A 12,438-nucleotide genomic window follows, 5' to 3' on the forward strand; every position below is an offset into this window, starting at 1 on the left:
GCCTTGAAGCTATTTACCCGACTTGACCTTGGTCCAGCTGCGGGTCATCAAACGTTGAATGTTTGGCGGTAGTTCGATGGACACGTAGGTCTTGTCGAGTACCGATTGCGGTGGATAAACCGATTCGTCGGTGCGAATCGACTGTTCCATCAGTTTGTCCGACGCCGGATTAGGGTTGGCGTAGCCGACATAGTCACTGACTTGCGCGATCACCTCGGGTTTCAACAGATAGTTGATGAACGCGTGGGCTTCCTTGACGTTGGCGGCGTCCTTGGGAATCGCCAGCATGTCGAACCACAGCGCGCCGCCTTCCTTGGGAATCGAATAGACGATGTCCACGCCTTTCTTGGCTTCAGCCGCACGGTTGCGGGCCTGGAACATGTCGCCGGAGAAGCCGATTGCAACACAGATGTCGCCGTTGGCCAGGTCCGCGATGTATTTGGAGGAGTGGAAGTAAGTCACGTAAGGCCGCACGGCCAGTAACTTGGCCTCAGCCTTTTTGTAGTCTTCGGGGTTGGTGCTGTTGGGGTCCAGGCCCAGGTAGTTGAGGACCGTGGGCATCATTTCATCGGCGGAATCGAGGAACGCCACGCCGCAGCTTTGCAGCTTCTTGATGTTCTCCGGCTCGAAGACCGCGGCCCAGGAGTCGATCTTGTCGACGCCCAGCGCAGCCTTGATCTTTTCGGGGTTGTAGCCAATGCCGTTGGTGCCCCACAGGTATGGCACGGCGTACAGGTTACCCGGATCGTTTTGCTCCAGGCGCTTGAGCAGCACCGGGTCGAGGTTGGAATAGTTCGGCAACTTCGACTTGTCGAGCTTCTGGAAAGCCCCGGCCTTGATCTGCTTGCCAAGGAAATGGTTGGACGGCACTACCACGTCGTAACCGGTGCGCCCGGCCAGCAACTTGCCTTCCAGGGTTTCGTTGGAATCGAATACGTCATAAACCGGTTTGATCCCGGTCTCTTTCTGGAAGTCGGCCAGGGTGGTCTCGCCGATGTAATCCGACCAGTTATAAATATGCACGGTACCGGCAGCCTGGACACTGGCAGCGAGTGTCAGTCCGGCGCCGAACAACATGGCATTGCGCAACAGAGAAAAAATAGGCAAGTGGAGGTCCTCTAAAATGAGTTGGGCTCAAGTTGCCCGCGTTACATGGCAGCGTTGGCTGCCTGGCAACAAAACCGGCGCGCAACTTACCCTCGAAAAACCGTTCCAGCAAAACTTTCTGTCATTTAATTAATCCTGCAGTCGCCGCCGCCCAGGTGGCGACCACAGGATGTTGCATCAAACCGGCTTATTTACCGGATTTGATCTTGGTCCAGCTGCGAGTCATATCACGCTGGGTGGCCGCTGGCAGATCGGCGATGGCATACAGCTTGGCCTGCACGTCAGCTGGCGGGTAGATGCCTGGATCGCTGGTGATGTCTTTCTCTACCAGAGCTGTTGCAGCGGCGTTACCGTTCGGGAAACGTACGGCGTTGGTGATGCCGGCCATGACTTCAGGCTTCTGCAGGAAGGTCATGAACTTGTAGGCGCCTTCAACGTTTTCGGCATCTTTAGGGATGGCGACCATGTCGAAGAAGCTGCCAGCGCCTTCCTTCGGAATGGCGTAGCTGACTTTGACCTTGTCACCGGCCTCGGCGGCACGGGACTTGGCCTGCTGCACGTCACCCGAGTAGCCGACTGCTACGCAGATGTTGCCGTTTGCCAGGTCCGAGATGTACTTGGAGGAGTGGAAATAGGTGATCGAAGGACGAATCTTGAGGAACAGATCTTCGGCTTTCTTGATGTCTTCTTTTTTCTGGGTGTCGGTAGGCAGGCCCAGGTAGTGCAGCGCGACCGGGAGCATTTCGGTCGGCGAATCGAGGAAGCTCACACCGCAGCCCTTGAGCTTGGCGATATTTTCCGGCTTGAGCAGTACGTCCCAGGAGTCGATGGTGTCGACGCCCAGCGCAGCCTTGACCTTCTCCGGGTTGTAACCGATGCCGATCGAGCCCCACATGTACGGGAAAGCGTGCTTGTTGCCCGGGTCGCTGATCGACACGGCCTTGAGCAGGTCCTGGTTCAGGTTCTTCCAGTTAGGCAGCTTGGACTGGTCCAGTTCCTGATAAACGCCTGCTTTGATCTGCTTGGCCAGGAAGTTGTTCGACGGCACGACCACGTCGTAGCCGGACTTGCCTGCCAGCAATTTGGCTTCCAGGGTTTCGTTGCTGTCGAATACGTCGTAGACGACCTTGATCCCGGACTCTTTCTCGAAGTTGGCGATGGTGTCCGGAGCGATGTAGTCGGACCAGTTATAGACGTGCAGTACTTTGTCGTCCGCGTGAACCGCACCCGCCATCATGCCCGCTACGGACAAAGCGAGAAGTGTCTTGCCAGCAAGCTTTTTTCCTAATGCCTTCATGCGTAATGCTCCAAATTTTTCTTTTTTGAACCACTTTGTTCAGCGGCCGAACCCGGACAACTGGAACTGCGGCTAGTCTGGCAAGATCCGAGGCGGTCTTTCAAGGAAAGGCCAAGCTTTCTAACGGCCCTGAGCGAAAGTTTCATGACTGCCGCTCAGAGCCTAGCACTTAGGCCTGCAACGCACTCAGGGTCAGGTCCAGGCACTTGCGCGCCTTGGTCACCAACTCATCGATTTCCGCCGGTGTGATCACCAGCGGTGGCGCGATGATCATGGTGTCGCCCACGGCACGCATGATCAGCCCGTTATCGAAGCAGAACTGTCGGCAGATCATGCCGACGCCCTTGCCTTCATAGCGCTTGCGAGTGGCCTTGTCCTGAACCAGTTCGATCGCCCCCAGCAGACCGACCCCACGAACTTCCCCAACCAGGGGATGATCGTTCAGTTCGCGCAAACGTTTTTGCAAATACGGTGCCGTTTCAGCGTGCACGCGCTCGATAATTTTTTCATCGCGCATGATGCGGATGTTTTCCAGCGCCACCGCAGCGGCCACCGGGTGCCCGGAATAGGTGAAGCCGTGGTTGAAATCGCCGCCCTCGTTGAGCACGTCCACCACTTCGTCGCGCACGATCAGGCCACCCATGGGGATGTAGCCGGAGGTCAGGCCCTTGGCGATGGTCATCATGTCCGGCTTGAGGTCGTAGAAATCACTGCCGAACCATTCGCCGGTGCGGCCGAAACCGCAGATCACTTCGTCGGCCACGAACAGGATGTCGTACTTGGCGAGGATTTCCTTGATGCGCGGCCAGTAGCTGTCTGGCGGAATGATCACGCCGCCAGCGCCCTGGATTGGCTCGGCAATAAAGGCCCCCACGTTGTCTACGCCGACTTCGAGGATCTTCTCTTCCAGCTGATTGGCCGCCCAGATCCCGAACTCTTCAGGGGTCATGTCGCCGCCTTCGGCGAACCAGTACGGCTGGGCGATGTGGACGATGCCCGGAATCGGCAGGTCGCCCTGTTCGTGCATGTAGGTCATGCCGCCCAGGCTCGCGCCGGCCACGGTGGAACCGTGATAGCCGTTCTTGCGGCTGATGATGACCTTCTTGTTCGGCTGGCCCTTGATCGCCCAATAGTGACGAACCATGCGCAACATGGTGTCGTTGCCTTCAGAGCCGGAACCGGTGAAGAACACGTGGTTCATGCCTTCTGGCGCGACATCGGCGATGGCCTTCGCCAACTCCAGTACCGGCGGGTGGGCGGTCTGGAAGAACAGGTTGTAATACGGCAACTCACGCATCTGCTTGCTGGCGGCATCGGCCAGTTCGTCGCGGCCATAACCGATGGCCACGCACCACAGCCCGGCCATGCCGTCGAGGATCTTGTTGCCTTCGCTGTCCCACAGGTAGACACCCTTGGCGTTGGTGATGATCCGCGGGCCTTTCTCTTTCAGCTGCTTGAAGTCGCTGAACGGAGCCAGGTGGTGATCATTGCTCAGGGTTTGCCATTCACGGGTTTGCGGATTGTTGCTGGTCATACCAATCTCCTAAAAAATCCAGGTGAGAGCGCCACCCGACAACGGTGGCGCCCGGCGCATCAGACGGCAAAAAGCAGGAATTCCCGTTCCCACGAACTGATGACGCGCTTGAAGTTTTCATGCTCGGCCCGCTTGACCGCGACGTAGCCAGTGATGAAAGTCTTGCCCAGGTAGCGCTCGATGGTGGCGCTGTTTTCCATGCGCTCGAGCGCGTCCTCGATGGTCAGTGGCAGGCGCAGGTTGCGGCGCTCGTAACCACGGCCCACCACCGGTGCGCTCGGGTTCAAGCCTTCGACCATGCCGATGTAGCCGCACAGCAGGCTCGCGGCAATGGCCAGGTACGGGTTGGCATCGGCACCCGGCAGGCGGTTTTCCACGCGACGGTTCTGTGGCCCTGCATCCGGTACCCGCAGGCCCACGGTGCGGTTCTCTTCGCCCCACTCCACGTTCACCGGCGCCGAGGTGTCCGGCAGGAAGCGGCGGAACGAGTTGACGTTGGGGGCAAACAGCGGCAATAGCTCGGGAATCAGCTTCTGCAAACCACCGATGTGGTTCAGGAACAGCTGGCTCATGGTCCCGTCTTCATTGGAGAAGATGTTCTTGCCGGTCTCGATGTCGATGATGCTCTGGTGCAGGTGCATGGCGCTGCCAGGCTCGCCGGTCATCGGCTTGGCCATGAAGGTCGCGGCCACGTTGTGCTTGAGCGCAGCCTCGCGCATGGTGCGCTTGAACACCAGGATCTGGTCCGCCAGGGACAAGGCATCGCCGTGACGGAAGTTGATCTCCATCTGCGCCGTGCCGTCCTCGTGGATCAGCGTGTCGAGGTCCAGTTCCTGCAATTCGCACCAGTCATAAACGTCCTCGAACAGCGGGTCGAACTCATTCGCCGCCTCGATGGAGAACGACTGGCGACCGATTTCCGGGCGACCGGAACGGCCGATCGGTGGCTGCAGCGGATAATCCGGGTCGTCACTGCGCTTGGTCAGGTAGAACTCCATCTCCGGCGCCACGATGGGCTGCCAGCCCCTGTCGGCATAGAGCTTGAGGACTTTCTTGAGCACGTTGCGCGGTGACAGCTCGATCGGGTTGCCCTGCTTGTCGTAGGTGTCGTGGATCACCTGGGCGGTCGGTTCGACGGCCCAAGGCACCAGGTACACCGCGTTGTGGTCGGGGCGGCAGATCATGTCGATGTCGGCCGGGTCGAGCAGTTCGTAATAGATGTCGTCTTCGACGTAATCGCCGGTCACGGTCTGCAACAGAACGCTCTCAGGCAGGCGCATGCCCTTTTCGGCGATGAATTTGTTGGTCGGCGAGATCTTGCCCCGGGTGATCCCGGTCAAGTCGGCGATCATGCATTCGACTTCTGTGATCTTGTGGTCTTTCAACCAATCGGTGAGCTGGTCGAGGTTGTTACTCATAAATGCCTCTAGGCTTTGAGTTTCCTGGCTCTTCAGAGTCAGGCGATAGTTGACGCATCGGCGTCGCGTTGAAATGCAAGTTTGCGCCAGGCTATCGTGCTTGTGTGTACTTCTGCGCATGACAGGCGTGCAGAATCGCGAGCGGTGACCTGCACGATGGCCGAGCCGCTATTGTGAATCGGTTCTATATTGAATGGAGTAACCGTAATGGGTGTGCCGTCGACGCCGTCCAGAATATCGGACAGAGACGGCTGATTCGCCAGGGACGGGAGGATCGCCGACAGGCCCGAAGCCGCTGCGGCCACGGCGCTGACGCAGATGTCGCCACTGATGTGATGAGCATGCAGACCGATCTGCGAAGAGCAGGCGGTGACGCCGATGATCGGCAGGCGATACATGAAACACCCCGGTATTATTGCTGTTATGGGTTTGATTCGAGCTTAGCCTTGTTCATTTTTTTACACAACACCCCCGTAAAAAATACAACACGGCCCGCTCAAGCCTGCGGGCGTCAAACGGCCAAGGGCTATAAAAACGCCCCAAAGAGCCTCAAAAAAGCCACGCGAGCGCTTTTTTAGGGCAAAAAAGGCCTCGCTTGACTTCGGCAAGCCGTTCGGGTTGACTGGAATCCGAAAAGATCAATGATTGATATTTTTAACAACAAAGGTGTTGCATCATGTCGGTACCCCCGCGTGCCGTTCAGCTTAACGAAGCGAACGCGTTCCTTAAGGAACATCCTGAGGTTCTGTACGTTGACCTTCTGATTGCGGATATGAATGGTGTGGTGCGCGGCAAGCGCATCGAACGCACCAGCCTCCACAAGGTTTACGAGAAAGGCATCAACCTGCCGGCCTCTCTATTTGCTCTGGATATCAATGGCTCCACGGTGGAAAGCACCGGCCTGGGCCTGGACATCGGCGACGCCGATCGAATCTGCTATCCAATCCCCGATACCCTGTGCAACGAGCCATGGCAGAAGCGCCCCACCGCGCAACTGTTGATGACCATGCACGAACTCGAAGGTGATCCTTTCTTCGCCGACCCACGCGAAGTCCTGCGACAAGTCGTGACCAAGTTCGATGAACTGGGCCTGACCATCTGCGCCGCGTTCGAACTGGAGTTCTACCTGATCGACCAGGAGAACGTGAACGGTCGTCCGCAACCGCCGCGCTCGCCGATCTCCGGCAAACGTCCGCACTCGACACAGGTCTACCTGATCGACGACCTCGACGAATACGTCGACTGCCTCCAGGACATTCTGGAAGGTGCGAAAGAGCAAGGCATCCCGGCCGACGCCATCGTCAAGGAAAGTGCCCCGGCGCAGTTCGAAGTGAACCTGCACCACGTCGCCGACCCGATCAAGGCCTGCGACTACGCGGTACTGCTCAAGCGCCTGATCAAGAACATCGCCTACGACCATGAAATGGACACCACCTTCATGGCCAAGCCTTACCCGGGCCAGGCGGGCAACGGGCTGCACGTACACATTTCGATTCTCGACAAGGACGGCAAGAATATTTTTGCCAGTGAGGATCCCGAGCAGAACGCCGCGCTGCGTCACGCGATCGGCGGTGTGCTCGAGACCCTACCGGCGCAGATGGCTTTCCTCTGCCCGAACGTCAACTCCTACCGTCGATTCGGTGCGCAGTTCTATGTGCCGAACTCACCGTGCTGGGGCCTGGACAACCGCACCGTGGCAATTCGCGTACCTACCGGCTCCGCCGATGCCGTGCGTATCGAACACCGTGTGGCCGGCGCCGATGCCAACCCTTACCTGCTGATGGCTTCGGTCCTGGCAGGCGTGCACCACGGCCTGGTCAACAAGATCGAGCCGAATGCGCCGGTGGAAGGCAACAGCTACGAGCAGAACGAGCAGAGCCTGCCGAACAACCTGCGCGATGCATTGCGCGAGCTGGACGACAGCGAAGTCATGGCCAAGTACATCGATCCGAAATACATCGATATCTTCGTGGCCTGCAAGGAAAGCGAGCTGGAGGAGTTTGAACACTCCATCTCCGACCTTGAGTACAACTGGTACCTGCATACCGTTTAAGCGGCTGCAGTAAAAAAACGCCGCCGGCTGTTAAAAGCCTGCGGCGTTTTTTATGGGTAATTTCAGTAGAACCGAGTCGCCTGCTTCGCGAGCAAGCCCGCTCCCACATTTGTCCTGCGTACACAGTTCAAGTGTGGGAGCGGGCTTGCTCGCGAAGGCGTCCTGGCAGACAACACAGATACCTGCTCGTACAATGCCCCCTGCCCCGCAGGAGACTCCAATGACGCGCACCGCCACCGCTCGCAAACCCCGCGCCCGCAGCCAGGCCCGGATCGATTCGATACTCGATGCCGCCCGCACGCTGCTGGCCGCCGAGGGCGTGGCCAGTCTGTCGATCTACAGCGTCGCCGAACGCGCGCAGATCCCGCCTTCCTCCGTCTACCACTTCTTCGCCAGCGTCCCGTCCCTGCTCGAAGCGCTGACGGCCGACGTCCATGCGGCCTTCCGCGCCTGCCTGCAAGCGCCCATCGACCATCACGCCTTGAGTGGCTGGCGTGACCTGTCGCGGCTGGTGGAGCAACGCATGCTGGAGATCTACAGCGAAGACGCCGCCGCCCGCCAACTGATCCTCGCCCAGCACGGCCTGACCGAAGTCACCCAGGCCGACCGCCAGCACGACATCGAACTGGGCGACCTGATGCAGAAACTCTTCGACCACCACTTCGAGCTGCCGAAGCTGCCGGGTGATGTCGATGTGTTTGCCCTGGCCATGGAGCTCGGGGACCGGGTGTATGCACGCTCGGTGCAGCAGCACGGGCAGATCACGCCGCGCATGGCCGAAGAAGGAATGCGGGTGTTTGATGCGTACCTGGGGCTGTATTTACCGCCTTACCTGCCCAAGCGCGCTGTACCTGCCTGATCTTTATACGCCGCACTGGCCCCATCGCGAGCAGGCTCGCTCCCACAGTGGGCTGGTGCTGAACACACATTGTGTGGCCAACCCAAAAACCTGTGGGAGCGAGCCTGCTCGCGAAGGCCGCGCCGCGGTCTCACTGACTGCCCACGCCCTCACAACTTGGCGATCGACACCTCGGTGGATTTCACGAACGCGATCACTTCGCTGCCCACCGCCAGTTCCAGCTCTTTCACCGAACGCGTGGTGATCACCGACGTGACGATCCCGGACGCGGTCTGCACGTCGATTTCCGACAGCACATCGCCCAGGACGATTTCCTTGATGGAGCCTTTGAACTGGTTGCGTACGTTGATGGCCTTGATAGTCATGATGTTGATTCCTGTCGTTGATTGAGGCTTGAGTTATTGAGCCCAACGCAACTGCGTAGGCAAGGGTGAAACAGGTTCCGGCTCCGGCGGTTGGCCGGGCAGTGACAGCACGCGGTTGAGCACTTCGGTTTCCAGCGCCGCCAACCGATGGGAGCCGCGAACCCGAGGGCGCGGCAGTTCCACGTGCAGGTCGAGGCCCACTTCGCCGTCTTCGATCAGGATCACCCGATCGGCAATCGCCACCGCTTCACTGACGTCGTGGGTCACCAGCAGCACGGTGAAGCCGTGCTGTTGCCAGAGCCGTTCGATCAGTTGCTGCATCTCGATTCGAGTGAGCGCTTCCAGGGCCCCCAATGGCTCGTCGAGCAGCAGCAAGCGCGGTTGGTGGATCAATGCGCGAGCCAACGCCACTCGTTGCTTCTGCCCACCGGACAGGGCCGCCGGCCACTCGTTGGCGCGATCCGCCAAGCCGACCGCTTCCAGCGCTTCCAGCGCCTTTGGCCGCCAGTTGCCCTTGAGACCTAGGCCGACGTTGTCGATGATCTTTTTCCACGGCAGCAGACGCGCTTCCTGGAACATCAAGCGGGTGTCTTCCCGCGCCTCACTCAGCGGCGCGGAACCGGCCAGCAATTCACCGCCGGTAGGTTGATCGAGACCAGCCAGCAAACGCAGCAAGGTACTTTTTCCACAGCCACTGCGACCGACCACCGCGACGAACTGACCCGCCGGAATGTGCAGGTCGATCTCACGCAGCACCTGCCGCGAGCCGAAGGTTTTTTGCAGCTTGCGCACCGCCAGCGGAATTCCGCGCAGCAGGCGTGGAGGTTGCTCCGCAGTCATGCGGCACCTCCCTTGACGACCTGATAAGCCGGATGCCAGCGCAGCCACACACGCTCGAGTCCACGGGCGGCGAGGTCGGCCAGTTTGCCGAGCACCGCGTACAGCAGAATCGCCAGCACCACCACGTCGGTCTGCAGGAACTCCCGAGCGTTCATTGCCAGGTAGCCGATGCCGGAGCTGGCGGAAATGGTTTCCGCGACGATCAGGGTCAGCCACATGAAACCCAGGGCAAACCGCACACCGACCAGGATCGAAGGCAGCGCACCCGGCAGGATCACCTGGCGGAACAGGCTGAAGCCGGACAACCCATAGCTGCGGGACATCTCCACCAACGCCGGATCGACGTTGCGGATGCCGTGATAGGTGTTGAGATAGATCGGGAACAAGGTGCCCAGGGCCACCAGGAAAATCTTCGCCGACTCGTCGATGCCGAACCACAGGATCACCAGTGGGATCAGCGCCAGGTGTGGCACGTTGCGGATCATCTGCACCGAGCTATCGAGCAGGCGCTCACCCCATTTCGACAGACCGGTGATAAAACCCAGGGTCAGGCCGATGCCGCCGCCAATGGCGAAACCCAGCGCCGCGCGCCAGCCGCTGATTGCCAGGTGCGTCCAGATTTCGCCGCTGCGCACCAGTTCCACACCGGCTTCGATCACGGCAATCGGCGCCGGCAGGATCCGCGTCGACAACCAGCCCGCCGACACCGACAGCTGCCACACCGCCAACAGCAGGACCGGTAATGCCCAGGGAGCAAGGCTGTGAATGATCTTCTTCATGGCGCGCCTCAGCTCTGGGACGCGGCTTTCGGGAGAATGTCGTTGGCGACCATCTCGCCAAACGGGCTGACGTAACCCGCGCTTTTCGGCAGCTCCGGACGTTCGATGTCCAGGTGCGGGAACAGCAGTTCGGCGACGCGATACGACTCTTCCAGGTGTGGGTAACCGGAGAAGATAAAAGTGTCGATGCCCAAGTCCGCGTATTCCTTCACGCGCGCCGCAACGGTTGGGCCGTCACCCACCAGCGCCGTACCGGCACCGCCGCGCACCAGGCCAACGCCGGCCCACAGGTTGGGGCTGACTTCGAGGTTGTCGCGATTGCCGCCGTGCAGCGCAGCCATGCGTTGCTGGCCAACGGAGTCGAAGCGCGCCAGCGAAGCCTGGGCGCGAGCGATGGTGTCGTCGTCCAGGTGCGAAATCAGGCGATCGGCCGCTTGCCAGGCCTCGGCGTTGGTTTCGCGCACGATCACATGCAGACGAATCCCGAAGCGCACGGTGCGCCCCAGCTTGGCAGCCTTGTCGCGCACCTGGGCGATTTTCTCGGCAACGGCAGCCGGTGGCTCCCCCCAGGTCAGGACCATTTCGACCTGCTCGGCCGCGAGGTCCTGGGCCGCTTCCGACGAGCCGCCGAAGTACAGCGGCGGACGCGGTTGCTGGATCGGCGGATAGAGCAACTTGGCGCCCTTCACGCTGATGTGCTGCCCGTCGTAATCAACGGTTTCGCCTTCCAGCACCCGACGCCAGATGCGGGTGAATTCCACCGAGGCCTGGTAGCGCTCTTCGTGGCTGAGGAACAGACCGTCACCGGCCAACTCTTCCGGATCACCGCCGGTCACCAGGTTGAACAGCGCACGGCCGCCGGACAGGCGATCCAGGGTCGCAGCCTGCCGTGCCGCCACCGTCGGGGAAATGATCCCGGGGCGCAGGGCGACGAGGAATTTCAAACGCTGGGTCACCGGGATCAGCGACGCCGCCACCAACCACGAGTCTTCGCAGGAGCGCCCGGTGGGAATAAGCACTCCGCCGAAACCCAGGCGATCCGCCGCTTGCGCGACCTGTTGCAGGTAACCGTGGTCGACGGCGCGAGCGCCTTCGGCGGTGCCAAGGTAATGGCCGTCGCCGTGGGTAGGCAGGAACCAGAAGATATTGAGGCTCATGGAGTGGTCTCCTTGGGGGAATCGGATTTTTACTGGGCTTTCGCAACGGCCGCCGGAGGCGTCCAGATCACGTCCTTGATGCGGAGCGGCTTGGGAATCAGCTTGAGCTGATAGAAGCTGTCGGCGATTTTCTGCTGGGCGGCGACCACGTCCGGGGTCAGGAACAGCGCGCCATAGCCCTGGCGCTTCACCGACTTCAGGGTGATGTCGGCCGGCAGGCCGAGCAGTGGCGAAACCTGCTGGGTCACGTCTTCAGGATTGGCTTTGGACCATTCGCCGACCGCGCGCACTTCCTCCACGAGGGTCTTGATCACCTCCGGGTTTTTCTGCGCATAGGGCTTGGTAGCGAGGTAGAACTGGTGGTTGTCGACGATGCCCTGGCCATCGCGCAGGGTGTGCGCTTGCAGCTGCTGTTCGGCGGCCGCCTGGTACGGGTCCCAGATGACCCAGGCATCGACGCTGCCACGCTCGAACGCAGCGCGGGCATCGGCCGGCGGCAGGAAAACAGTCTGGATATCGGTGTACTTGAGGCCGGCGTCTTCCAGGGCGCGCACCAGCAGGTAGTGCACATTGGAGCCTTTGTTCAGGACGACTTTCTTGCCCTTGAGGTCCTTCACCGATTTGATCGGCGAGTCCTTCGGCACCAGGATCGCTTCACTGTGCGGTGCTGGCGGTTCGTAGGCGACATAGAGCAGATCGGCACCTGCGGCCTGGGCGAACACTGGCGGGGTTTCGCCGGTGACGCCGAAGTCGATGGAGCCGACGTTCAGGCCTTCGAGCAATTGCGGGCCACCGGGGAATTCAGTCCATTGCACGTCGACGCCTTGCGCGGCGAGGCGTTTTTCCAGGGTGCCTTTGGCTTTGAGCAGCACCAGGGTGCCGTATTTCTGATAACCGATACGGAGTGTCTCGGCTTGAGCTTGAGTAATGGCGCCGAAGGTGACAGCCGCAGCAAACAGAGCGACCAGACCGCGACGCAAAATGACAGGGCGCATGGCGCTCTCCTTTTTGCAGTTGGGTTTAGGCTGC

At 60.3% G+C, this 12,438-nt stretch carries 11 protein-coding genes and 1 pseudogene; 2 read left to right on the forward strand and 10 right to left on the reverse strand.

Features of this window, described 5'->3' with window-relative positions:
* Positions 1–9: 9 nt before the first annotated feature.
* The 5 genes and pseudogenes from BKX96_RS16720 to BKX96_RS16740 all read right to left on the reverse strand — a co-directional run.
* Positions 10–1,107 carry a polyamine ABC transporter substrate-binding protein gene (locus BKX96_RS16720; RefSeq protein ID WP_046818409.1) on the reverse strand — a complete coding sequence of 366 codons (1,098 nt, stop codon included), beginning with the start codon at positions 1,105–1,107 and terminating at the stop codon, positions 10–12.
* A gap of 187 nt (positions 1,108–1,294) precedes the next feature.
* Positions 1,295–2,404, reverse strand: a complete 1,110-nt coding sequence (locus BKX96_RS16725; RefSeq protein WP_046818410.1) for a polyamine ABC transporter substrate-binding protein — start codon at positions 2,402–2,404, stop codon at positions 1,295–1,297.
* Positions 2,405–2,573: 169 nt separating this feature from the next.
* Positions 2,574–3,938, reverse strand: a complete 1,365-nt coding sequence (locus BKX96_RS16730) for an aspartate aminotransferase family protein (protein ID WP_077184783.1) — start codon at positions 3,936–3,938, stop codon at positions 2,574–2,576.
* Positions 3,939–3,997: 59 nt separating this feature from the next.
* Positions 3,998–5,356, reverse strand: a complete 1,359-nt coding sequence (locus BKX96_RS16735) for a glutamine synthetase family protein (protein ID WP_046818412.1) — start codon at positions 5,354–5,356, stop codon at positions 3,998–4,000.
* Positions 5,357–5,481: 125 nt separating this feature from the next.
* A pseudogene (locus BKX96_RS16740) lies at positions 5,482–5,754 on the reverse strand (gamma-glutamyl-gamma-aminobutyrate hydrolase family protein); the annotation flags it as partial.
* A 278-nt stretch (positions 5,755–6,032) separates the two neighbouring features.
* Here BKX96_RS16740 and BKX96_RS16745 point away from each other — a divergent pair.
* Both BKX96_RS16745 and BKX96_RS16750 read left to right on the forward strand, forming a co-directional pair.
* Positions 6,033–7,409 carry a glutamine synthetase family protein gene (locus BKX96_RS16745; protein ID WP_046818414.1) on the forward strand — a complete coding sequence of 459 codons (1,377 nt, stop codon included), beginning with the start codon at positions 6,033–6,035 and terminating at the stop codon, positions 7,407–7,409.
* A gap of 220 nt (positions 7,410–7,629) precedes the next feature.
* The gene (locus BKX96_RS16750; protein ID WP_077184787.1) at positions 7,630–8,268 is read left to right on the forward strand and encodes a TetR/AcrR family transcriptional regulator; all 639 of its coding nucleotides are present in this window, start codon (positions 7,630–7,632) and stop codon (positions 8,266–8,268) included.
* 149 nt (positions 8,269–8,417) lie between these two features.
* Here BKX96_RS16750 and BKX96_RS16755 read toward each other — a convergent pair whose 3' ends face one another.
* The 5 genes from BKX96_RS16755 to BKX96_RS16775 are packed head-to-tail and all read right to left on the reverse strand — an operon-like array spanning position 8,418 to position 12,404.
* Entirely contained in the window at positions 8,418–8,633 is a 216-nt protein-coding gene (locus BKX96_RS16755) for a TOBE domain-containing protein (RefSeq protein WP_007967989.1), read from the reverse strand.
* Positions 8,634–8,666: 33 nt separating this feature from the next.
* Positions 8,667–9,473 carry an aliphatic sulfonates ABC transporter ATP-binding protein gene (gene ssuB / locus BKX96_RS16760; RefSeq protein ID WP_077184789.1) on the reverse strand — a complete coding sequence of 269 codons (807 nt, stop codon included), beginning with the start codon at positions 9,471–9,473 and terminating at the stop codon, positions 8,667–8,669.
* Positions 9,470–10,252, reverse strand: a complete 783-nt coding sequence (ssuC, locus tag BKX96_RS16765; RefSeq protein WP_046818418.1) for an aliphatic sulfonate ABC transporter permease SsuC — start codon at positions 10,250–10,252, stop codon at positions 9,470–9,472. The genes ssuB and ssuC overlap by 4 nt, the downstream gene beginning before the upstream one ends.
* 8 nt (positions 10,253–10,260) lie before the next feature.
* Entirely contained in the window at positions 10,261–11,409 is a 1,149-nt protein-coding gene (gene ssuD / locus BKX96_RS16770; protein WP_046818419.1) for an FMNH2-dependent alkanesulfonate monooxygenase, read from the reverse strand.
* 29 nt (positions 11,410–11,438) lie between these two features.
* Positions 11,439–12,404, reverse strand: a complete 966-nt coding sequence (locus tag BKX96_RS16775; protein ID WP_077184793.1) for a sulfonate ABC transporter substrate-binding protein — start codon at positions 12,402–12,404, stop codon at positions 11,439–11,441.
* Positions 12,405–12,438 lie beyond the last annotated feature (34 nt).

This window comes from Pseudomonas putida (genome assembly GCF_001976065.1).
GTDB classification, from domain to species: Bacteria; Pseudomonadota; Gammaproteobacteria; order Pseudomonadales; family Pseudomonadaceae; genus Aquipseudomonas; species Aquipseudomonas serbica.